This is a genomic window from Acinetobacter sp. WCHAc010052 (genome assembly GCF_002165295.2).
Classification (GTDB): domain Bacteria; phylum Pseudomonadota; class Gammaproteobacteria; order Pseudomonadales; family Moraxellaceae; genus Acinetobacter; species Acinetobacter chinensis.
The window spans coordinates 493,142-515,462 of the sequence record NZ_CP032143.1 but is presented as its reverse complement, the minus strand read 5'-3'; the positions used below and the strand labels follow the sequence as shown (position 1 = coordinate 515,462).

General features: G+C 43.9%; 25 protein-coding genes. 20 read left to right on the top strand and 5 right to left on the bottom strand.

Annotated features, from left to right (window positions below):
• Positions 1–50: 50 nt before the first annotated feature.
• From CDG61_RS02890 to rdgB, 7 genes are all read left to right on the top strand, one after another.
• Entirely contained in the window at positions 51–1,151 is a 1,101-nt protein-coding gene (locus CDG61_RS02890) for an alpha-hydroxy acid oxidase (protein ID WP_087549978.1), read from the top strand.
• A gap of 277 nt (positions 1,152–1,428) precedes the next feature.
• Complete coding sequence (gene leuA / locus CDG61_RS02885; RefSeq protein WP_087512764.1) at positions 1,429–3,126, top strand: 2-isopropylmalate synthase; 1,698 nt, start codon at positions 1,429–1,431, stop codon at positions 3,124–3,126.
• Positions 3,127–3,223: 97 nt separating this feature from the next.
• On the top strand, positions 3,224–4,384 hold the full coding sequence (gene metX / locus CDG61_RS02880; RefSeq protein ID WP_087549977.1) for a homoserine O-succinyltransferase MetX: 1,161 nt from the start codon (positions 3,224–3,226) through the stop codon (positions 4,382–4,384).
• Positions 4,384–4,977, top strand: coding sequence for a methionine biosynthesis protein MetW (metW, locus tag CDG61_RS02875; protein ID WP_087512766.1), 594 nt, complete (start codon positions 4,384–4,386; stop codon positions 4,975–4,977). Before metX ends, metW begins: the two co-directional genes overlap by 1 nt.
• Positions 4,974–5,561 carry a tetratricopeptide repeat protein gene (locus tag CDG61_RS02870; RefSeq protein ID WP_087512767.1) on the top strand — a complete coding sequence of 196 codons (588 nt, stop codon included), beginning with the start codon at positions 4,974–4,976 and terminating at the stop codon, positions 5,559–5,561. Before metW ends, CDG61_RS02870 begins: the two co-directional genes overlap by 4 nt.
• Before the next feature lie 444 nt (positions 5,562–6,005).
• Entirely contained in the window at positions 6,006–7,175 is a 1,170-nt protein-coding gene (locus CDG61_RS02865; protein ID WP_087549976.1) for a zinc-binding dehydrogenase, read from the top strand.
• A 154-nt stretch (positions 7,176–7,329) separates the two neighbouring features.
• Positions 7,330–7,956: an RdgB/HAM1 family non-canonical purine NTP pyrophosphatase gene (gene rdgB / locus CDG61_RS02860; RefSeq protein ID WP_087549975.1), complete on the top strand. Its 627-nt coding sequence runs from the start codon at positions 7,330–7,332 to the stop codon at positions 7,954–7,956.
• Between the two features lie 88 nt (positions 7,957–8,044).
• On the opposite strand, the gene CDG61_RS02855 is transcribed toward rdgB, so the two are convergent.
• The gene (locus CDG61_RS02855) at positions 8,045–8,920 is read right to left on the bottom strand and encodes a permease (protein WP_087549974.1); all 876 of its coding nucleotides are present in this window, start codon (positions 8,918–8,920) and stop codon (positions 8,045–8,047) included.
• A 171-nt stretch (positions 8,921–9,091) separates the two neighbouring features.
• Between CDG61_RS02855 and CDG61_RS02850 the strand changes: the two genes are divergently transcribed.
• The 4 genes from CDG61_RS02850 (at position 9,092) to CDG61_RS02835 (ending at position 12,702) form a co-directional block, all read left to right on the top strand.
• On the top strand, positions 9,092–9,310 hold the full coding sequence (locus tag CDG61_RS02850; protein ID WP_087549973.1) for a Sec-independent protein translocase subunit TatA: 219 nt from the start codon (positions 9,092–9,094) through the stop codon (positions 9,308–9,310).
• 12 nt (positions 9,311–9,322) lie between these two features.
• Positions 9,323–9,769 (top strand): Sec-independent protein translocase protein TatB, encoded by a 447-nt coding sequence (gene tatB, locus CDG61_RS02845; RefSeq protein ID WP_087549972.1) that lies wholly within the window; start codon positions 9,323–9,325, stop codon positions 9,767–9,769.
• The gene (tatC, locus tag CDG61_RS02840) at positions 9,766–10,524 is read left to right on the top strand and encodes a twin-arginine translocase subunit TatC (protein ID WP_087549971.1); all 759 of its coding nucleotides are present in this window, start codon (positions 9,766–9,768) and stop codon (positions 10,522–10,524) included. The genes tatB and tatC overlap by 4 nt, the downstream gene beginning before the upstream one ends.
• 171 nt (positions 10,525–10,695) lie before the next feature.
• Positions 10,696–12,702: a PhoX family protein gene (locus CDG61_RS02835; RefSeq protein ID WP_087549970.1), complete on the top strand. Its 2,007-nt coding sequence runs from the start codon at positions 10,696–10,698 to the stop codon at positions 12,700–12,702.
• A 52-nt stretch (positions 12,703–12,754) separates the two neighbouring features.
• Here the strand turns inward: CDG61_RS02835 and CDG61_RS02830 are convergent, their stop codons facing one another.
• A complete protein-coding gene (locus tag CDG61_RS02830; RefSeq protein WP_087549969.1) occupies positions 12,755–13,552 on the bottom strand; it encodes an NRDE family protein in 798 nt (265 codons plus the stop codon).
• 93 nt (positions 13,553–13,645) lie between these two features.
• Here CDG61_RS02830 and lgt point away from each other — a divergent pair, with 93 nt between their 5' ends.
• The 3 genes from lgt (at position 13,646) to CDG61_RS02815 (ending at position 15,303) form a co-directional block, all read left to right on the top strand.
• On the top strand, positions 13,646–14,464 hold the full coding sequence (gene lgt, locus CDG61_RS02825; protein ID WP_087549968.1) for a prolipoprotein diacylglyceryl transferase: 819 nt from the start codon (positions 13,646–13,648) through the stop codon (positions 14,462–14,464).
• Positions 14,465–14,542: 78 nt separating this feature from the next.
• The gene (locus CDG61_RS02820) at positions 14,543–14,929 is read left to right on the top strand and encodes a hypothetical protein (protein WP_087549967.1); all 387 of its coding nucleotides are present in this window, start codon (positions 14,543–14,545) and stop codon (positions 14,927–14,929) included.
• Positions 14,930–14,931: 2 nt separating this feature from the next.
• Positions 14,932–15,303 (top strand): hypothetical protein, encoded by a 372-nt coding sequence (locus CDG61_RS02815; RefSeq protein ID WP_087549966.1) that lies wholly within the window; start codon positions 14,932–14,934, stop codon positions 15,301–15,303.
• A gap of 56 nt (positions 15,304–15,359) precedes the next feature.
• On the opposite strand, the gene CDG61_RS02810 is transcribed toward CDG61_RS02815, so the two are convergent.
• Positions 15,360–15,863, bottom strand: a complete 504-nt coding sequence (locus tag CDG61_RS02810; protein ID WP_087549965.1) for a peptidoglycan amidohydrolase family protein — start codon at positions 15,861–15,863, stop codon at positions 15,360–15,362.
• A gap of 363 nt (positions 15,864–16,226) precedes the next feature.
• Between CDG61_RS02810 and thyA the strand changes: the two genes are divergently transcribed.
• The 6 genes from thyA (at position 16,227) to CDG61_RS02780 (ending at position 20,910) form a co-directional block, all read left to right on the top strand.
• Positions 16,227–17,069, top strand: a complete 843-nt coding sequence (gene thyA, locus CDG61_RS02805) for a thymidylate synthase (protein WP_087512887.1) — start codon at positions 16,227–16,229, stop codon at positions 17,067–17,069.
• 84 nt (positions 17,070–17,153) lie between these two features.
• On the top strand, positions 17,154–17,666 hold the full coding sequence (locus CDG61_RS02800) for a dihydrofolate reductase (RefSeq protein WP_087549964.1): 513 nt from the start codon (positions 17,154–17,156) through the stop codon (positions 17,664–17,666).
• A 27-nt stretch (positions 17,667–17,693) separates the two neighbouring features.
• Positions 17,694–18,746: a DUF4105 domain-containing protein gene (locus tag CDG61_RS02795; protein WP_087549963.1), complete on the top strand. Its 1,053-nt coding sequence runs from the start codon at positions 17,694–17,696 to the stop codon at positions 18,744–18,746.
• Between the two features lie 84 nt (positions 18,747–18,830).
• Complete coding sequence (locus CDG61_RS02790) at positions 18,831–19,289, top strand: META domain-containing protein (protein ID WP_087549962.1); 459 nt, start codon at positions 18,831–18,833, stop codon at positions 19,287–19,289.
• A gap of 108 nt (positions 19,290–19,397) precedes the next feature.
• Positions 19,398–19,919: a peptide-methionine (S)-S-oxide reductase MsrA gene (gene msrA, locus CDG61_RS02785; RefSeq protein ID WP_087512785.1), complete on the top strand. Its 522-nt coding sequence runs from the start codon at positions 19,398–19,400 to the stop codon at positions 19,917–19,919.
• A gap of 211 nt (positions 19,920–20,130) precedes the next feature.
• Positions 20,131–20,910, top strand: coding sequence for a tetratricopeptide repeat protein (locus tag CDG61_RS02780; RefSeq protein ID WP_087549961.1), 780 nt, complete (start codon positions 20,131–20,133; stop codon positions 20,908–20,910).
• 63 nt (positions 20,911–20,973) lie between these two features.
• Here CDG61_RS02780 and CDG61_RS02775 read toward each other — a convergent pair whose 3' ends face one another.
• Together CDG61_RS02775 and CDG61_RS02770 are read right to left on the bottom strand one after the other, a co-directional pair.
• Entirely contained in the window at positions 20,974–21,615 is a 642-nt protein-coding gene (locus CDG61_RS02775) for a fumarylacetoacetate hydrolase family protein (RefSeq protein ID WP_087512787.1), read from the bottom strand.
• A 124-nt stretch (positions 21,616–21,739) separates the two neighbouring features.
• The gene (locus CDG61_RS02770; RefSeq protein WP_087512788.1) at positions 21,740–22,237 is read right to left on the bottom strand and encodes a YcxB family protein; all 498 of its coding nucleotides are present in this window, start codon (positions 22,235–22,237) and stop codon (positions 21,740–21,742) included.
• Positions 22,238–22,321: the final 84 nt, after the last annotated feature.

The window sequence follows — 22,321 nt, the reverse complement described above, 5'->3', positions numbered from 1 at the left end:
AATAGCAAAAATTTAAATCCAAAAAATATTCAGCCATCGGTCAGGTAAATATGAGCAACGCAATTTTAGCCCCATTGACACAAATTCCGCCCTATTTACAGACGCTGAACGATTATGAAAAACAGGCGGTTAAACATTTACCTGAAGCAAGCTGGCATTATTTAAATGGTGGCGCAATGGATGAACAAAGCATTCAGGATAACCTGAATCAGTTCAGCCAGATTCGACTTGTTCCACGTCTGCTGAATGATTTAAGCGGTGGTTCAACCGAGATCGAAATACTTGGGCAGAAATTCCCTCACCCGGTTTTTCTGGCTCCCATTGGACATCAGCAGCTGTTTCATCCGGATGGTGAAGCTGCATCTGCACTGGCAGCTGAAGTCATGGGCAGTAATTATGTATTAAGTACATTTACCAATACCGACCTGCATCAGCTGAAAAAAGAAAATCCCAATAAATGGTTTCAGCTGTACTGGCAGGGAAACAGAGAGAAGTCACTGGCGTTACTGAAACTTGCTGAACAGCATGACTTCAAAGCGATTGTGATTACGGTGGATGCACCACATAAAGGCATCCGTGACCGTGAGCGCCAGGCATTCTTTGAACTGCCTGAAGGTATGCAACATCCGCATACTCCTGCACATATTCCCCTTCCTGAAATTACGGAACTTCAGCACCCTGTTTTTGATGGTCTGATGCAGATTGCACCTAAATGGGCTGACATTGAATATATTATTTCTCAGACTAGACTGCCTGTCATATTAAAAGGAATTCTCCATCCTCTTGATGCAAAAAAAGCAGTCAAACTGGGTGTCAAAGGTCTGATTATTTCCAATCACGGCGGACGTGTTCTGGATACCTCCATTTCACCCCTGACTGCATTACAGAATATAAAAGCGGTTGTGCCTGAAGATTTTCCTTTATTACTCGATGGTGGTATCCGTCGGGGTACAGATGTATTCAAAGCCCTGGCAATGGGTGCATCTGCGGTACTGATCGGTCGCCCTGCCATGTATGGTTTAGCCGTTGCAGGTGCTTTAGGCGTTGCACATGTCCTGAAGATTTTAAAAGAAGAATTTGAAATTACCATGGCATTAATGGGAACAGCTACCGTAGCTGAGATTAATTCAGAATATATTTCTCACAAATAAGCCTTTTTAAGGAAATAATTTTCCAGAATGTTCTGAATGATGCAAATTAAGGAAATTATTCCCGCAGAGAGTGTTTTAGAATTAATCTAAAGTCAGACCCTGTACACGTTTTAAGACTTCGGGCTTATGCTGCTCAAACTGCACATAAGTTGATGCAAATTAAAGTAAAATTTCATCAGAACTTACTTGTAAATGGGTCAAATAGACACAATCTATACAGTAGAGCGTTGCCTTTATCCAAGACACGAGCAACGTCATCTACACAAGGAGTTACCTCATGATGTTGGCTGATCCAAGTAAAAAATACCGTCGCATGTACCAGCGTGTAGACTTGCCTGACCGTCAATGGCCTGACAACGAAATCAATAAAGCGCCAATCTGGATGAGCACGGATCTTCGTGATGGTAACCAGGCGATTTTCGAACCGATGAACATTGAACAGAAGTTCAAAATGTTTCAGATGCTGGTGAAAATCGGTTTCAAACATATTGAAATTGGCTTCCCTTCAGCGTCTCAGGTGGACTTTGATTTCACACGTAAACTGATTGAAGAAGGTCATATTCCTGAAGATGTTTATATCGAAGTTTTAGTACAGGCACGTGATCATTTGATTGCACGTACTTTTGAATCTTTACAGGGTGCAAAACGCGCGATTGTGCATATTTACAACTCAAACTCTCCAACTTTCCGTCAGAAAGTGTTGAATGTTGATGTTGCAGGTGCAAAACAACTGGCAATCAATGCTGCAACCAAAGTCAAAGAATATGCAGCAAAACAGCCTGAAACAGATTTTATTTTCCAGTACAGCCCTGAATGCTTTACTGCAACTGAGTTAGAAGTTGCTAAAGACGTCTGTGATGCTGTAACTGAAATCTGGGAAGCATCTCCTGAAAATAAAGTGATCTTGAACTTACCTGCAACGGTTGAAGTTTCTGGTCCTCACGTTTATGCAGACCAGATTGAATGGATGCACCGTAACTTACAGCGTCGTGATGGTGTAATCATTTCAGTTCACTGTCATAACGACCGTGGCTGTGGGATCGCTGCATCTGAATTAGCAATCATGGCAGGTGCTGACCGTGTTGAAGGCTGTGTGTTTGGTAATGGTGAACGTACAGGTAACGTCGATGTTGCTGCGATTGCATTGAACATGTACACCCAGGGCGTGCCATGTGAACTGGATTTCTCAAATATCAACGAAATCATTGCAACTGTAGAAGAATGCACAGGCTTACCTGTACACCCACGTCATCCGTATGCAGGTGATCTGGTCTTCACAGCATTCTCAGGTTCACACCAGGATGCAATCAAAAAAGGTTTCGAGTTCCAGAAGAACGAAGAAATGTGGGATATGCCTTACTTGCCAATTGACCCACGTGATTTAGGTCGTGACTATGATGCGGTGATCCGTGTTAACTCACAATCCGGTAAAGGTGGTATCGCATACTTGTTAGAATCCAACTACAACGTGGTGTTACCTCGTCGTTTACAGGTTGAATTCTCTCAGGTGGTTCAGCAGGTTGCTGATGATGAAGGTGTGGAAGTCACAGCTCAACAGATCTGGACATTGTTCAAAGACACTTATGTTGCAGCGAAAGATGCCCATTACTCAGCGAAGAACTATCGTCTGTCAGATGAAAACGGCAATCAGGTGATTGAGCTTGATGTGGTTGTAAATGGTGAAACTCAGCATTTACGTGGTGAAGGCAACGGTCCGATTTCTGCAATTCTGAATGCTCTTCAGTTGCCGATTGATGTTCTGAATTATGAAGAACGCGGTATCAGCTCTGGTGCACATGCCAAAGCACTGGCATTGATTGAACTTCAGGTTCAGGGTACAGGTAAATCTGCATTTGGCGCAGGCGTACATGACAATATTGTCACTTCATCCATTGAAGCGATTATTGCAGCAACCAACCGCCTGATTGAACAGGGTGTGTTAAGTACTGACCAGGTTATTGCTGCTGCTGTTTAAGCACTGCTTAGAAAATAAAAGACTTTAGAAAGGATACCCCAGATGGTATCCTTTCTTTTATTTCTTCACTCTAAAGAATTTAAGGCGAATTATTCCTGTGTCTTTACCAGTTGACTCAGTGGGTGTTGTCACCCCAGAAAAGTTTCAGTTTGAAGAGCCATTAGAGCTTGAATGCGGCCGAATCCTTCCACGTTTTGAAATTATGGTCGAAACTTATGGTGAGCTCAATGCAGACCGATCGAATGCGGTTTTAATCTGTCATGCACTGTCAGGACATCACCATGCTGCCGGTTATCATCATGAAGATGACAAAAAACCAGGATGGTGGGATGCCTGTATAGGTCCAGGAAAAGCCATTGACACTTCAAAGTTCTTTGTCGTTGCCTTAAACAATATTGGTGGATGCAGTGGTTCTACAGGACCCACTTCGCCGAACCCTGAAAATGAAAACCGTCCTTATGGACCGGATTTCCCACTGGTCACTGTCCGTGACTGGGTCAAAACTCAGGCGATGCTCTCTGACCGTATGGGTATAGATACCTGGTATGCTGTAATTGGTGGTTCTCTTGGTGGCATGCAGGCGCTGCAATGGTCTGTGGATTACCCAGACCGCTTACAGAAATGCGTCATCATTGCCAGTGCACCTAAACTTTCTGCTCAGAATATCGCCTTTAACGAGGTTGCACGTCAGTCCATCTTATCCGACCCTGACTTTCATAATGGTCGATACCTGGAGCATGACAGCTATCCGAAACGTGGTTTAATTCTGGCACGCATGGTTGGACATATCACCTATCTGTCTGAAGAAGCCATGAAACAGAAATTTGGACGCGATCTGAAGTCCGGCAAGTTTATGTACGGCTTTGATGTGGAATTCCAGGTGGAAAGCTATCTGCGTTATCAGGGTGAACAGTTCAGCCGTAATTTCGATGCCAACACTTATCTGATCATGACCAAGGCACTGGACTACTTTGATCCATCCCGTGAGTATGAGCAGTCATTGAAAAAAGCGATGGCAAACACAAAATGTCAGTTTATGGTGATCTCGTTTACCACTGACTGGCGCTTCTCTCCACAGCGCTCTCAGGAGATTGTGGATGCCCTGATCAGTAACCATAAACCGGTCAGTTATCTGGACATTGATGCAGAACAGGGACATGACTCCTTCCTGTTCCCTATTCCCTTATATGTCAAATCCTTACGTGCCTTTTTAGGTGGGGTTGAACACCTGAATGCAACACCACGGGAGACAGTATAATGCGTATTGATCATCAGCTTGCAGAGACATGGATTAAACCCGATTCCAAGGTGCTTGACCTCGGTTGTGGTGATGGTGAACTGCTGGCGCATATGAGCAAAAAACACAATATCCGTGCCTATGGTCTGGAAATTGACCAGGAAAAGATTGCAATTGCGGTCAGTAGAGGGTTAAATATTATACAGCAGGACTTAAACCTCGGTTTGAGTCGTTTTGCCGACCAGTCTTTTGACTATGTTGTCATGGCACAGGCTTTGCAAGCCGTAGATGCACCAGACGTTTTATTACGTGACATGGTGCGCGTGGGGAAACAGGCAATTATTACTTTTCCAAACTTTGCACACTGGAAGACCCGTTCTTTCCTGGCACTGAAAGGAAAAATGCCTGTTTCAGAAGCCCTACCCTATATGTGGTACAACACGCCTAATATTCATTTATGTACTTTCCGTGACTTTGAAGCTTTATGTGCTGAAAATAACATCCGGATTATTAACCGACTCGCCGTAAATGGGGACCAGCAAGGTAGTTTACTCAGTAAACATCTCCCGAATCTGTTTGGTGAAGTCGCAATTTATCGAGTGAGCGCTCTATGAAAAAAATATTATTCAGCACACTGGTTGTTGGACTGTTCAGCATTCAGACTCATGCAGACTATGTAGCTCCTGCCCCATCTGTTTCAAGTCAGGCAGCACAGTATTCTGTAATGGACATTAACAGCCTGAGCAAAGCTGCGAAAGCAGGTCAGCCTGGCGCACAGTTTTACCTGGCAACCAAATATCAGCATGGTAAAGATGTACAGAAAGATGACCATCAGGCATTTGCCTGGTATAAAGCAGCTGCCGATCAGGGACTGTCTCCTGCTCAGCTGAATGTTGGCCGTATGCTTGCTGATGGTATCGGAACCCGAAAAGACGAAGCGCTTGCCCGTAAATATTTTGAAAAAGCGGCCAGTCATGGTGATAACCGCGCCAGCTTTAACCTTGCCATGATGGATGAGCAGAAGAAAAACTACATGGGTGCTTACCAGTGGTATGAACTGTCCACACGTGACGGTATGCTGGACAATAAAGTCATCAACATGTCTGAAGCGAAAAAAACCGCTCTGGCTGCCAACCTGACACCAGATCAGATCCGTACTGCGCGTGACCGTGCAGACCAATGGATTCAGGCACAGTAAATAAGATATTCAAAATATAAAAGCACCTTCGGGTGCTTTTTTTAATCCTGGCAGAACCCATCACAGAATCCATGCCACAGCCTGAACACATCCACAGTGCCATCATCAATCCAACCTGAATCTGATCTTCATTTTCACCACTATTCAATACACGGAATCATCCTTTGCAGTTGTTTGAGGCAGAATTGAATCTACAGGTGAATGCTTTAAAATCATTTTGATATGCTTTGAAGTTCAACGGGTTCTGCGAAGGATAAATAAATCTTATTTTCCTGAATGATTAAAATAACTTATCGAGCCCACGTTTAATCTGCCTGAAAAATCAAAATCAATTAAATTCCGTATTTACCTTTTTAAAGTATATAAAGTCGATCACAGTCATATTTTTCCACAGCAGGAACTGTAATGATGAGCTGAATATTCAAATAAAAATACGGAAATTAAATGAAATCAGTTGTCTGTCAGAATGCCGAATTAAAAATAGAACACTTAACTGAACTGCTCCCTGCCAAAGGTCAGGTACTGCTGGACGTGATCCGCTGCGGAATCTGTGGCAGTGACTTACACATGCAGCACAACTGCGACCATATGCATAACCTCGCTGCAAAAGTTGGCTTTAAGGGACTTGCCAGAAATTCAGATAAATTTGTCATGGGACATGAATTCTGCGGAAAAATTGTCGATTATGGACCAAAGACACGTAAAAAATTCAAAACAGATACCCTAGTCTGTGCCATACCTTTATTACAACTGGAGGATTTGGGTTATCAGTCTACGGGGCTGTCACCCAATGCATCGGGTGGTTATGCGGAACAGGTTTTAGTCCAGTCCAGCCTGATGTTTGAAGTGCCTAATGGTTTAGATGCAGACAGTGCTGCCATGACTGAACCGATGGCAGTTGCCTTGCATGCTGTTCGACGCAGTCGGATTAAAACCAGTGAACCTGCTATCGTGATCGGTTGTGGTCCAGTCGGACTGGGTATTATTTTGATGTTAAAAGCAGCAGGCGTGAAAAAAATCATCGCCAGTGACTTCTCAGCCAACCGTCGTAAACTGGCTGAACGTTGCGGTGCAGATGCAGTGATTGACCCTGCACAGAACTCCCCTTTTGAAAACTGGAAAGAGCTTGGTTTACTAGGCGATGCTGCCGAAGCACTGAATTATGGTTTAGGTCTTTTTGATAAAATTCAGGCAACAGGTATGCCGTGGTGGCATGCATGGCGTGTCGCAGATAAACTTGGTGCATTGCCAAAACGTCCTGTTATTTTTGAATGTGTGGGCGTTCCTGGAATCCTGCAACAGATCATTGATGGCGCACCGCTACTGTCCAAAATTATTGGCGTAGGTGTCTGCATGCAAAGTGACCGTATTGAGCCTGCACTTGCGATTAATAAAGAAATCGAAATGCAGTTTGTTCTTGGCTATACCCCTTTAGAATTTCGTGACTCTTTACATATGATTGCAGAAGGCAAAATTGATTGCTCACCGCTGATTACAGGTATCGTGGGTTTAGATGGCGTGATCAATGCATTTTCTGCACTGCGTGACCCTGAGCAGCACGCAAAAATTCTGGTTGATCCAAAGAAAACGGGTTCGGATATTTCAATAAGATAATTCAGACAGGCTTCAATCCGCCATACCTCGTTAAAAACAGGTGTGGCTTTTTACTGAAAATGAACCAATCTCCCCTGGATAAAATTTCTATTTTTCAAATCATGCCAGGAATCCGTTAAAATACCCTCCACGATTCAAACTCAGAGCAATTGAAATGTCTGCACAAGACTGGTTATCCCAGGGAACATTAGTACTCGCAAGTAATAACAAAGGCAAAATTGCTGAATTTGAAAAACTGTTTGCCGAATTAGCCCTACCCGTTGAAGTGATCCCTCAGGGAAAACTCAATATCGAAGACGCGATTGAAGATGGTTTAAGTTTTATTGAAAATGCCATCATCAAAGCACGTCATGCCTCTAAAATTTCAGGTAAACCTGCGATTGCAGATGATTCAGGAATCTGTGTCCCGGTTTTAGGTGGCGCACCAGGCATTTACTCTGCACGTTATGCAGGTGAACACGGCGATGATGCTGCCAATAATGCAAAACTGCTGGCAGACCTGAAACCATATCGCCAGGATGGAAATCCAGTTCAAGGTATGTTCGTCTGTGTTCTTGCATTTGTACAACATGCAGAAGACCCGCTTCCACAAATTTTCCAGGGTATCTGGCAAGGTGAAGTTCTGGAGCAGGCACGTGGTGAAAATGGCTTTGGTTATGATCCTTTATTCTGGTTACCCGAACTGAACATCTCAAGTGCTGAAATGAGCAAAGAAGAAAAGAATAAAATCAGTCACCGTGGTCAGGCAATGCAGTTATTTAAAGCAAGTTTAGAGAAATAAGTCCCTATGAGAATCCCCTCCTTTTTCAAAGGAGGGTTAGGATGGATTCAAAGCTATGATAAGAAAGACTTTCTATTACTTAAATCTTTTATAATAAATGAACAACCACGCCATAAATCACACAGACCACCACACTGACCATTGTCCCCGAAGCGATGTATTTGGCTGAAATACCTGTACCCTGATAATGAGTTTCCAATGCCACAATATTGGCGGCTGGGGGTAAACAGAACAATAAAAACATCACGCCAATATAAGTATTGATCTGGGGAAGTGGCAGAAAAAAATAAGCCAGTCCACACAGAATCAGACCGCAAAGCATTTTCAGTACAGCAAGTCTGGCACTGGTCTGTATGTCCGCCCAGTGTACTTTGGTTTTTCTCAGCCACATGCCCAGAACGCACATGCCTGCAAAACTCATACTCCATTTTGCCAGGGTGTAAATCCATTCAACCAGCAGAGTATTCTGAAAATGCTGCACATCAAAACAACGTACAACACCCGCAATCATCAAGGCAATCACAGGCGGAGACTGGAGCATTTTTTTCAACAGATACAGCTTCGCCTGCGGTTCAGAACTGACTGAAGTCACTGCCCAGGAGTTACCAAAAATTGAAACACCTATATACAGAGGAATCATTGCCATACTGTGTTCTGTACCAAAAATGGCGATTGCAACAGGAAATCCAAGCCATGCCATATTGGTATAGCTGAAACATAATGAAGCCAGACGGTCTCTGGAGAGTTTCAGATAAACAATGAACAGAATAAAACAGGAAAAGAAGGCAAACAGAATCAGCATGACACTGCCTGTTTTGTAGAACACCATATTGTAAATAATCACAACAGGAATCAGCAGTCTTGCCAGCAGCATGGACAACAGCGGTTTCAGCTGAGTAGCGACAGCAGCTGATGCAAGCAGAAGCCCACAGATGAATGCCGCCAAAGGAAATAGCAAAGCCAAATTCGGTCGTCCTTGATTGGGTCACTTATGCTATCACGTCATTTTGGTTGCTGTCAGAAACATCCTGTTCATGGCTACTGAAAAATCAATGTCGTAAAACTGCAATACAGATGTCACATCGCTGTCACACAGACCTGTTGAGATAGTTGCAATAAAACAGGAGATATAAACATGGCTGGATTATCAATTTGGCACGTTGTGATTTTCGCAATTGTGGTCATTTTACTGTTTGGTACTTCCAAACTGAAAAACCTCGGCAAAGACGTGGGTGGTGCGGTCAAGGATTTTAAAAAATCCATTAAGGAAGATGACGCTGAATCAGCGCAGTTAAAAGATCCCCGTACGATTGAAGCAGATGTCAAAAGCACTGAAAGCTCGGTAAAAAGCTAAGCAGGTGATCTCATGCTGAATCTGGGAATGACTGAAATACTGTGTTTTGCCATCATTGCTTTACTGGTGCTGGGTCCTGACAAACTTCCGGAAGCTGCACGTTTTGCAGCAAAATGGTATGGAAAAATCAAACGCTTTGTCAGCAATATTCAGAATGAAATAGACAGAGAACTGAAACTTTCAGAGTTTCGGGAAGAAATGCAGAAAGAAATCGAAAAGATCACGGAACTTGAACGCCGTATGCAGCAACAGCTGGATCAGATGAAAAATCAGTCGATTCTTTCAGATGAATCCGAAGCATCTGAACCGGTCATGGAAGTCTCAGCACATAAAACTTATCTTCCGTATCAACCTGAAATATTTCCTCCATTTACTGCCACTTATCTGAACAACAGTCAATGCAATCTGCTTTGCTCCATGCCATCCCATCAGAATTCAGAGTTAAAAATTGCCGTATGAACCAGTTACCCTCCACCACAGTAAAAACAGAATCTCTGGAACAGATGCCTGTCATGCAGCATCTGATTGTTCTGCGCAAATATCTGTTCAGAATTGTGGGAGTCACACTGTTTCTGTTTTTCTGTCTGCTTCCTTTCAGGAATTATACCTACCAGTTACTTTCTGAGCCTTTAAGACAGCAGTTGCCTGCAACATCCACCATGATTGCAACAGATGTCACCGCAACATTCATGGCACCCTTTAAGCTGAATCTGTTTGTTGCACTTGTACTTGCCATGCCGTTTATTATTTATCAGCTCTGGTCTTTTGTCAGACCGGCACTGTATGAAAAAGAACGGCATCTTGCGACTCCACTGCTGCTGGGCAGCATTACGCTGTTTTATCTGGGCGTTGCATTTGCATATTTTGTCACACTGCCTGCCATACTGCATTTTTTCATCAGCGTGTCCCCAGAATCCGTTGCACCGATGACTGACATCAACAGTTATCTGAGCTTCTGTCTTAAACTGTTCCTGGTCTTTGGTCTGACTTTTGAAATACCCGTGATTACCCTGATTCTGATCCTGGTGGGTTTAGTCAGTACACAGAGCCTTATTGAAAAAAGACGTTTTATTATCGTTGGCTGTTTTTTTGTCTCCATGTTCGTCACTCCCCCTGATGCACTGTCCATGGTCATGCTTGCTTTACCCATGTGGATGCTGTTTGAAGTCGGTCTGTTTTTTGGAAAAATACTGGAAAAACGCAGAGCGGCATAAATGGCTGAACCAGCCATAACTGCTGTCCTGCATTTAATTTTTACTTTATAGCTCAATATTTTATAAAAAATAAAAACTGTCTTCAAAATGACTTATAAGTGTAAAAAAACTGTCACTGCCTGTTCATACAATCTAGACCAACTTATCTACAATTCATCAAATGGATTTACTATGACAGCCAATACCAATCAGCCAAGTCGTCGTGATATTTTAAAATGGTTTGCGGGAATACCTTTTTTACCGCTTGGGGCAATGACCACAGCAGCAGCTTTAACAGGCTGTAACGATGATGATAACGATACTGCCGTTGTCACACCGCCAGTAAAACCGGTCAACCTGAAAAAAGCAACCTTCACCGCTATGCCTGCACCGTCACTGACAGACGCAGCAGCAATGGCAACCACTACAGTGACTTCAAAACTGATTGTGGAATGGGATAACAACAGCTCAACAGAATATAAGCTGGGCTATAAAGCATTTTTCAACACAGGCGTTGAAGTTGACAACCTGAAAGGTGGAAAAATCCTGGCGGGTGGTTATTACGATATTAACAATAACCCTATTATTGACCGCTCTGCTCCAGGTCAGGAACGTCAGTTCTTTTCAGACTGTCCAGACGGTTCATCCCTGATCCACCTTGATAACGCAAGTGTCAGCGGTGTAACGACTCCTGTATTCCACGTGGTGCAGTTTGAATACACCAGTAAGAACCTTGCAAAAGAAGATATGTATGGACGACTGCCGTCTCCAATTGCTGTACTGACTCTTGATCAGGATCAGAAAACAGGACATCTGGAACTGAAAAAATACTTCAATGTGGATATGTCCAAAGTACATGGTTTATGGATTACCTGCGGAGCAAGTCTGTCTCCGTGGAACACACATCTGTCGAGCGAAGAATATGAACCGGATGCTTTCGATCAGATCGGAACATCACTCAGTACATTAAGAGCTTACAGTAAAAATCTGTATGGCAATGAAAATACAGCCAATGTCTACAACTACGGTCATCTGCCTGAAATTGTGCTCGATGGTCAAGGTGGCGCGACAGCGAAAAAACATTTCTGTTTAGGTCGTATTTCTCATGAACTGATTCAAGTCATGGCAGATAACCGCACGGTCATTATGGGAGATGACTTCACCAATGGTGGTTTCTTCATGTTTGTGGCAGACAAAGAAAAAGATCTGTCTGCAGGCACCCTGTACGTAGCAAAATACACAGCAGAACTGAACGAAACATCCACAGCTCCAATCCAGTGGATCAAACTTGGTCATTCAGACAGTAAAACGATTGATGACCTTGTAAATGTCCGCGGTATCAAAGCTGAAAATATTATGGAAAGCCTGAAAACTGCACCTCAGGACACTACAGGCTATACTCAGATCGTACTGGATAAGAAAACCCTGTGGATCAGACTGAAAGAAGCCAATAACGGTTTCAGTAAAGAAGAGATTGAACTTGCAGCCGCTTTCCTGGAAACACACCGCTATGCAGCCCTGAAAGGTGGCAGCATGGCATTTACAAAAATGGAAGGAACAACCGTTAACCTGAAAGATAAAGTGGCATATTCTGCACTGGCGAACATTCAGGATTCCATGATTGAAAATGGTTCTGGCTGGGTTGCTGAACACAAGGTTAAATTCAAGAAAACAATCAAAGCCGGTGGTGTGCTGGCACATGACTTAAAAGGCGGTCAGGTGGACAGCAGCAATGCGCTGATCAACAGTGAATGGACACCATACCAGAGTCATATGCTGTTTATGGGCGAGGATATTTCAGCCGATGCTTTGGGTAATACAGCAAACCCTGAAAAAGTGGCCAGCCCAGACAACTTAAAATACTCTGAAAGCCTTCGCACACTTTTCGTGGGTGAAGACAGTGGTAACCACGTGAATAACTTCCTCTGGGCGTATAATGTGGATACTCAGACATTCTCCCGCATTCTGTCCACTCCTGCAGGAGCTGAAGCGACAGGTCTGCATGCTGTAGACTCCATTAATGGATGGACTTATATCATGAGCAACTTCCAGCACGCAGGTGACTGGGGTGGTATTCACAATATCGTCAAAAGCCAGCTGACACCGCTCATCAACGAAAATTATAACGATGGTTATGCAGCATCAGTCGGCTATATTACAGCTGACCCGATTGCACCATCGGTACAGAAAAAAGCATAAGTTAAATATCAAAAAAGCCGACGTCATGTCGGCTTTTTTATTTCACGATCACTCAGGCTGTTTTTAGTGGCAGACGCAGATCAACCATTTGCCCCTGGGTTTCACCCTGCTGACTTTTTTCCAGCCAGTGAATATCGGCATGATTGATTCTCAGAAAATTGGAACATCGGGTTCCATACACTGGACTCTGAATAAATGTCGAAGACAGCAGTTCCTCCATCTGAGCATCAATACCTGTCTCAGGCAATAATGCTGGGATAATTTTCCGTTCATCTTCCAGCAGATCCCATACCGCATGCTGTAAATCTGCTTCTGAAACACTCTGCTCTTTTCCTGACAGCTGAAGTATCGGTAAAAATTCCTGTGTGAAACGTTTACGCAAATGTCGGGTTTTCTCCCAGTCATCACTCATCAGCCCATTGGATACCACATATACGCCTTTGGGCAAAACCTGAGGAGCTTCTCCTCGGTTGCTCATATAGACCGCCTGCTGTGCATTTCCCATAAACAGATTGAAGCCTGCATAATCCCGCTGATTTTTTTCCAGCTCCTGGGCAAAACGGATCGGTGTCTGATCCAACTCCAGATATGAGCGGATGAGATCACCCCGTGAAGTTGGATAGCTCTGCCTGTCTGCCCCATCCCTGAAGTTGGTCACGATTGCCCAGCGCCCCTGTTCCGTTACCCCCATCCAGCTGCCACCGGACTGTAAATCCTGTCCAGCCACCACCGGACTGTCCTGCCATTGATGCAGACCACGGGTCGGACGATGATAAAACTCATCCCGATTTGAAATCAGGCATAAAGGCATGTCTTCAATGACCTGCCATGCAAACGCAACAATACACATATTTCAGGCTCAATATCTTTACACACTGAATGTACAACATTTTTCATCTCTTTCAGCTAAAATCTGTGCAAAGTAAAATGACAAGGAACAGGAATGCTGACCTATCCGAATATTGACCCCATTGCTGTTGCTCTGGGACCACTACAGGTTCACTGGTATGGACTGATGTATTTACTGGCATTTTTATTTGCCTGGGGACTTGCAACACATCGTGCCCGACAACGGGATGGCTGGACCTCTGAAATGGTGTCTGACCTGATTTTCTATGGCGCACTGGGTGTCGTGGTCGGTGGTCGTGTGGGTTATGTCTTCTTTTATGGCTTTGAGCAGTTCCTTGCCAATCCTCTGTGGCTGTTCCAGGTCTGGACAGGGGGCATGAGTTTCCACGGCGGATTCCTCGGTGTCATGATTGCCATGCTGCTCTGGTGTAAAAAATACAGTAAAACATGGTTTCAGACCCTGGATTTCATTGCACCCTGTGTTCCAACCGGTCTCATGTTTGGTCGTATCGGGAACTTTATTGGAGGTGAACTCTACGGACGTCCCGTCGGTGACCCCAACTTTGCGCTGGGCATGATTTTCCCAACCGACCCACTGGGTCTGGTCAGACATCCGTCACAGCTGTATCAGGCACTGGCTGAAGGTCTGATTCTGTTTATTATACTGTGGTGGTTCAGCTCAAAGCCCCGTCCACGTTACGCCGTTTCTGCGCTGTTCCTGATCGGTTATGGTATTGCCCGCTTTACTGTCGAGTTCTTCCGCGAACCGGATAACGGACAGTTATTCATTGCCTGGATGAGTAAGGGTCAGTTCCTGACTATTCCAATGATCCTGGCAGGTGCTGCGATGATGTGGTACGCCTACCAGAAGAAAATTTATGACTGGGGTCCTCAGAAAAATACGCCCCATTAATCCTTAAGTGAAGAATGAAACCTGTTTTCATTCTTCACTCATATTCTGTTTTACTGACTGTTTTCGCTGAATGCCACTATGCTTGAGTTCTGGTTTGATCCCACAGTATCCGTACTGAAAAAGTTCCTGATTCTGATCTCCATTTCGGTACTGACCGCTGTACTGTACTGGATGGCTCCCTTAAAACCCGATGCGATCTTAATGTTTGCAGGAACGGGTATTATTTTTCTGATCTGTCGCTACTGCAAAATTCATTTTGCCGCAGAAAACCCAGCAGGACTGCTGTATCGCTTACTGACCTGGATACCGCTTGCTTTAATCCTGGCACTGGTTTTCATGAATATTCAGTCAGGTGAAATACTGATTCCTGGTGCTCAGGGTATCGGATTTATGGCGATTGCCATCTGTCTGTTTTCCCCATTGTCTTTACTTCATCAGAACAGCTCATCGGAACAGAAGAAATAAATATGCTGGATTACTGGTATTCAGAACGCTGTAACCGTCAGATCAGACTGATCATCTGTATCAGTACCTGTGTGCTGATTTATATGTGCACGACAGTTGCACAACTGTCCACAACACTGACGCTGCTCTGCCTGGCAATGGGGATAGGGCTGCATCTTCTGTATCAGCTGAAGTCCCGCATCAGAGTCAAAGCACAGTATCAGCGGGGTATCAATATCCTGATGGGACTTCTGCCTTTTATCGTTTTACTGAACCTGATTCTGTGGTTGCCTCAGGAGCATCAGGTCATCCTGTTGCTTCAATGCATCGGATTCATTGCTTTGGGGTTATTTACAGTGTCCATTTATGACAACCGCGCACGGCGGCATGAATAAACAGCGCACATAAAAAAGGTCTGCACATCGGTCAGACCTTTTTTATTGAATCAGAATCAGTGATCCAGACGGTAATAACTGTAATTTACATTTTTATTCCGATAAACCGCATAACCTGACTGCTTATAGTCAGATACCCAGTTTGAACCTGAATAACCGGCAATATGCCCATACTTACTCGAACCGTTGCGGTCAATAATATAGATATCACCTTTTTTAGGATTTTCAAAAGAAGGGTTGATTTTACGATAACCAATTTTAGTCAAGGTACCACCCCAGTCCGCTGCAGCAACAGGATGTCCTTTCACTTTAGCTCCGGCAGACTCAAGTGCAACACGGATACTTCTGGCACAACGCTGAGTACTGGTCAGGCGGGTAATGGACTGAAGTTTCTGGGTAAACTTGTCAATATCAACACGCTGTGCACTGGCTGATGTGTAGCTTTTCGCTCTGGATGGATTTTGCGAACCGTGATCTGTCGATCCTGAACGTAACGCAACTCTCACTTCGGCTGGAGCATATACATCACTGCTCACATCTGTTCCCTGATCGTAAATCATTCCTGAACCATAACCTCTTTTGAAACACTATAACATTTTTCAATGTCAGGCGATGGTACGCCCCTGAGCCAGAAATTTCATGAAAAAATATGTAAAAAAGTTTGAGTTTGTAAATACACATCGTTCAAGTGATTATTTTACATTCATTTTTTAGAAATATTTTTTGACCAACCTGCTGTTCATAATTTTATATTCTGCCTGCAGATTATTCTGATCTGCTGTTTTCAGACACTGACAGCGAACCTCTGACGGTTTAAAAAAACCATCCATTCCGTATAAACTGATATATTATGATGTCCCTGAAAAACCAGACGCATGCACTGGATTTCAGCATACAGACCATCCATACAGTTTGAGAATTTTATGAGAACGTATTTAGACCTTCTGCAACATATCCTGGACAACGGCGGCGACAAAGGCGACCGTACCGGTACAGGTACCCGTTCGGTATTTGGTCATCAGATGCGTTTTGATTTAAACCAGGGTTTTCCTTTACTGACCACAAAAAAGGTTCATTTCCGCTCCATTGTGATTGAACTGCTGTGGTTTCTGAAAGGCGACACCAATGTCCAGTATTTACAGGACAACAAAGTCTCCATCTGGGATGAATGGTCAACTGCCGAACAGACTGCACGTTTTGGGCGTCCAGCAGGAGAGCTTGGACCTGTTTATGGTCATCAGTGGCGTAATTTTGGCGCAACCGAAAAAGCAGATGGTTTATATGAGCAAAATGGATTTGATCAGATCAAATGGCTCATCAATGAAATTAAAACCAATCCAAATTCACGCCGTCTGATTGTATCTGGATGGAATCCAAACGAGGCAGGACGGGTTGCTTTACCTCCATGTCATACCCTGTTTCAGTTCTTCGTCCATAACGGAAAACTTTCCTGTCAGCTGTATCAGCGCAGTGCAGATGTATTTCTGGGCGTACCGTTCAACATTGCCAGTTATGCCTTGCTGACCCATATGATTGCTCAGGTCTGTGGACTGGGTGTCGGTGATTTTGTCTGGACTGGCGGCGACACACATTTATATGCCAACCATTTTGAACAGGCACAGTTACAACTGACCCGTGAACCTTTGCCATTGTGCCAGCTGAAACTGAATCCCGAAATTAAAGATATTTTTGATTTTAAATTTGAAGATATTGAAATTACAGGCTACGAATCACACCCTGCCATCAAAGCACCTGTCGCTGTCTGATTCCTGCGGGTTTTCTGTATTTTCCTTTTATCTCCCCCTTACGAGGGGGACTTTTATATCAAAGTCTGAAACCGAGAATGAAACATGGCTTTTAAAAATTTCGAAGTTGTACACGTTGTGGCAATGGATCAGCAGAACTGCATTGGTAAAGGCAATGATTTACCCTGGCACATTTCCGCAGACTTAAAACATTTTAAGGAAATCACTCAGGGCGGTGTCGTGCTTATGGGCAGAAAAACCCTTGAGTCGATGGGCAGAGCTTTACCCAAACGCGTCAACTGGGTGATCACCCGGGATACCAGCTGGTCATTTGATACAGTCAAAACAGCGCACAGCATCGAAGAAGCACTGCAACTTGCAACAACCGATGTACTCGCATCTGAAAAGCCGAACAGTATTTTTATTATTGGTGGCGGTGAAATTTTTAAGCAGACCATCGATATTGCTGACCGTCTTGAACTGACTCATGTCGAACTCGATGTCCAGGGAGATGCACACTACCCTGCTGTACCTGCTGAGTTCCAGAAAACAGCTTCTGAAAAACATATTGACGACAAAACAGGCATTGCTTTTGAGTTCGCAACTTATCAAAAATAAGTAAAACCATAAGCATAAATATGTCGCATGCCAACAACAGATAAAAAGGAATTTATCAGAACCGTTGTCGTAGGGTTTCTGCATTTTATATTCAGCCTGGCAGTCCTGCTCAGCTCGCTTTGGCTGTGCATGGCACTCTGGTTCCAGGTACCTGTCAGTCCACTTTTCAGCAAACTTCTGATTGGTTTATGGATACTGTTTGCACTGAGTATTTTAGGCATCTATTTTACAGGGCATATTTTCAGCCGCACTAAGGATATTCTGCTTTATCTGATTATTTTCATCCTCAGTCTGTGCTGGTACTTCAGTATTGAACCCCGTCAGGACAGACAGTGGAATCCTGAAGTTGCCCGCATGCTCAGTTATGAAAAACAAGGCAATCTGGTAACGCTGCATAATGTCCGTAATTTTAACTGGCATGCAGATGGCAGCTATGATGAACGCTGGGAAACCCGCCAGTATGATCTGAACAGTATTACAGGCATCAATATTATTACCTCCTACTGGATGGGACCTCAGATTGCACATACCCTGGTGAGTTTTGATTTTGCCAATGCTGCCCCCCTGACCTTTTCCATCGAAATCAGAAAAGAGCAGAATGAAGAATTTTCAGCACTGGGTGGGTTTTTCAGAAAATACGAACTCAGCCTGATTGCATCGGATGAAAAAGATATTGTGTTTACCCGCAGCAATATCCGTAAAGAACAGGTTTATTTCTTCCCTGTTCAGATGCCCCGTCCCGAAATGAAAGCACTTTTTGAAGAATATCTGCAGAAAGCAGATCAGCTCGCCGATACTCCACGCTGGTACAATACTTTGACCAGTAATTGTACGACTCTGATTTTTGACATGGTACAGGCCGTGACATGGCAACCTTTACCTATCGATTACCGCTTGCTGGCATCGGGCTATCTGCCTAATTATATGTATGATTTAAAAGCCCTGGATCAACAGCTGACTTTACAGCAATGGTATCAGACCGCCCATATCAACCCTCGCGTACAGGATCATGACACCCTCAGCAGTGCCGGTTTTTCAGCACTGGCCCGTCAGGGATTACCCGTATCTGACGCCTATTAAAATAAAGATACAATTCCTGCTGGAGCTGTTCACAATTATTTGTTTATATGTAGGCAAGTCATTTAAAACATGAGTATTTCCATAATGTTAAAAAACTTACTTGCAGTTGGGGTTATCGGTACAGCTATTCTTGTCACAGGTTGTCAGACCACACCAAATGCAGCAGCAGGCATCCAGGCAAATAACCTGAGCCTGTTACAAAGCAAAACCTGGTATCTGACTCAGATTGGTCATACTGAAATTAAAACAACAGCAGACCGTAACACACCAACCTTGCAGTTTGACCAGACAACTCAGCGTCTGAGCGGTTCAGATGGCTGTAACCGTATTATGGGCAGTTATACTGCTGGACGTGACACCCTGACCCTGGGACCTGTAGCTTCTACCCGCATGGCATGTCTGAACAACAGCAACATTGACCAGCAGTTTAATGAAGCGCTGGCAAAAACTGCAAATTATCAGGCCTATGGCAAAACACTGAAACTGACTGACCGACATGGCAATGTTGTCCTTCAGTTCACCAGTGAAGTCCCACAGCAGTAAGATAAAAAAAGCCTGATTTCAGGCTTTTTTCTTTTTTCAGCAACATGGACATTGCAGCTTGATGATTCGTCCCTATATACATACTGAAAATAAAATAAGGAAGCAGTTATGCAACAGGCTTTATTAGGCGGTGGATGCTTCTGGTGTGTCGAAGCCGTATTTCTGCAGCTCAAAGGTGTGACTCAGGTCATCAGTGGTTATGCAGGCGGAAATACCGTTCAGCCCAGCTATGAAGATATCTGTCGTGGCGACACCGAGCATGCTGAAGTCATTCAGGTAGAATTTGATGAAAATCAGATCAGTTATGAGCAGTTGCTGAATGTATTTTTTGCAACACATGACCCGACTACACTGAACCGTCAGGGCAATGACATTGGGACTCAGTACCGTTCTGTGATCTATTATTATAATGATGAACAGAAACAGACCGCAGACCAGCTCATACAGCAACTCAAGGAAGAAGGTCTGGACATCGTGACTGAAGTCAGTCCTGTACCTGTGTTTTATGTTGCCGAAGAATATCATCAGAACTTCTTTGCCAGAAATCCTGCACAGGGCTACTGTAATTTCGCGATTCCACCGAAACTGATGAAACTGCAAAGTAAATTTCAGGAACTGCTCAAAGACTGAACACCGGGTTCATGCATAAAAAGTACACCCTTTATTCGCCATAAAATCATCTGCTGTCCTCAGCAGATTTTTTATTGATGGATCCGTATTTTTCAGATCATCGCATCTGGTAATATCAAAAAACTGAAAATCTTAAACAAACAGTTGAAAAATATCAGGTTCATCTGCATAGTCAGACTCAAATTCCTGATCTTTAAAATAACGATACAAAATGAAAAAAACTGCCCTGATCCTCTCCATCTGTTCACTGTTTATGCTGTCTGCCTGCAGCACACCCGAACAGCGTGCCTTCAAAAAAGCCACCAAAGAAGCGCAATCCGGCAAAGTAGATGCCCAGATTCAGCTGGCGGACATGTATCTGAATGCTCAGGGCACTGAAAAAAATGTACAGGAAGCCACCCGCTGGTATATTCAGGCAGCACAGCAGCAGGATACCCGGGCTTTTCAGTGGTTAAGACAGCAGGCTCTTCAGGGAAATACTCAGGCAACCACAACCATGACCCAGCTGATTGAACGTGGTAATGTACATTTTGCCCAGTGGATGCTGACACTCGCAGAACAGGGAGACAGTCAGGCACAATACGCAGCAGGCTGGATGTATGACACAGGTAAAGGACTGATCAAAGATAAGAGTAAAGCACAGCACTGGTATCAGAAAGCCGCCGATCAGGGCAATGTATTGGCAAAACAGGTACTGGGAAATCTGTATTATTTTAATAAAATTCCTTCAGACGACCCAGAAACAGGTATCGAATATTTAAAAACAGCAGCGCTGGAAAATAAAAACAATGATGCTGCGGTCAAAGTCGCACATTATTATCACTATGACGTCAGAGATGGACAACAGGCACTGAACTGGTACAGGAAATCTGCAGAACTGGGCGATCAGCATTCACAGCAGATGGTCGATACCTATGAACAGTGGAAAAATGAAGGACCGCTTGAAATACCGACTGCTGAAAACTCAGAAACAGATCCATCAGCTGAGTAAACATTAAAAAAGGACTGCATCATGCAGTCCTTTTTTAACACAGTTTCATTGACGTTTTATCAATCAGGCTTTTACAGCAGTCTTCCAGCTGAAGTCCTGAGTCTGACCTTTCAGTGTCATGGTCAGCTGATCACCTGGTAACAGCGCAGCTACACCCGCAGGTGTTCCTGTCATCACCACATCACCCGGTTCCAGACTGAACACCTGACTGATGTCGACCAGTAAAGTCCCGATATCAAACAGCAGCAGTGCAGTATCCCCTGACTGACGTAATTCATCATTGATATGCAGCGTGTAATGCACATCTGCCCAGTCCTTGATTTCTGAACGGCTGACCCAGTCGCCCAACATACAGGAACCATCAAATGCTTTGGCACGCTCCCAGGGCTGTCCTTTCTTTTTCAGGTCATCCTGTAAATCACGTAAAGTCAGATCAAGCCCCAGTGTTACTGCGCCAATTGCCTCAAGTGCCCTGATCGGGTCGGTTTCCTGCTTTAAAGGCTGATCAATACGTAATGTCAGTTCGCATTCATAATGACAGTTTCCCCACTCTGGGTTCCAGGAAATACCCTCATCGAGTGAAATCAGGCTGCTCGGCGGTTTAATAAATAACACCGGACGGTCTGGAATTGCATTTCCAAGTTCTTTTGCATGATCTGCATAAATGCGACCAATACAGACAATTTTAGATGGACGTGAACTCATAGTCTGGCGTGCTCCTGTATTTCCATATCGCTGATTTGCACTTTTTCATGGTTATTGTGCAGCGTGCTCTTTAAGCACCTGTTCAGTTTAAACATCAGTATGAAAAAGTGCTGTTACATCTGTTTTACTTTTTAAATGTATTTTCAAATACAGTCTGATCAGCCTGAGTTTCAAAAGCACGTTTCGGTACAATCACCACAGTACGGCTTTTCATCTCAATCATATACGTCAGTTTACCGACAGCAAAATTCTGTACATCATGGTAATGAATCATCTGTTTACGTCCATTGGCATACAGCTCAGCATGATCCTGATACAGATCCATACCCTGTTCACTTTTCCCGAACTGATATTTTACAAACTGACGTTTAAACATCATCGGTAAAAACCAGTATCGCATAATGATCTGAAGTAACAGGAAAAAAGTACCCAACGCAATATAGTAACGCCCTACTCCCTCAAACCCGATCATAAAGCCCCAGACAATAATACCAATACTGACCAGTGGGGTAATAAAGCGTGTAATCTGTTTTTTGCCAAAGGTAGCAAGGGAAAAACCATCCTGAGATTCTTCAAGATTCAGGTAATAACGCAAAGATAAAGCAGGCTTAGTCTCAGACATCGAACAATCATCAAATTGGCTATAACTGTTCTGGATTCTACACTGAATTTCCAGTTTTCCTCAGGTTTTTCCCTTTCAGATACA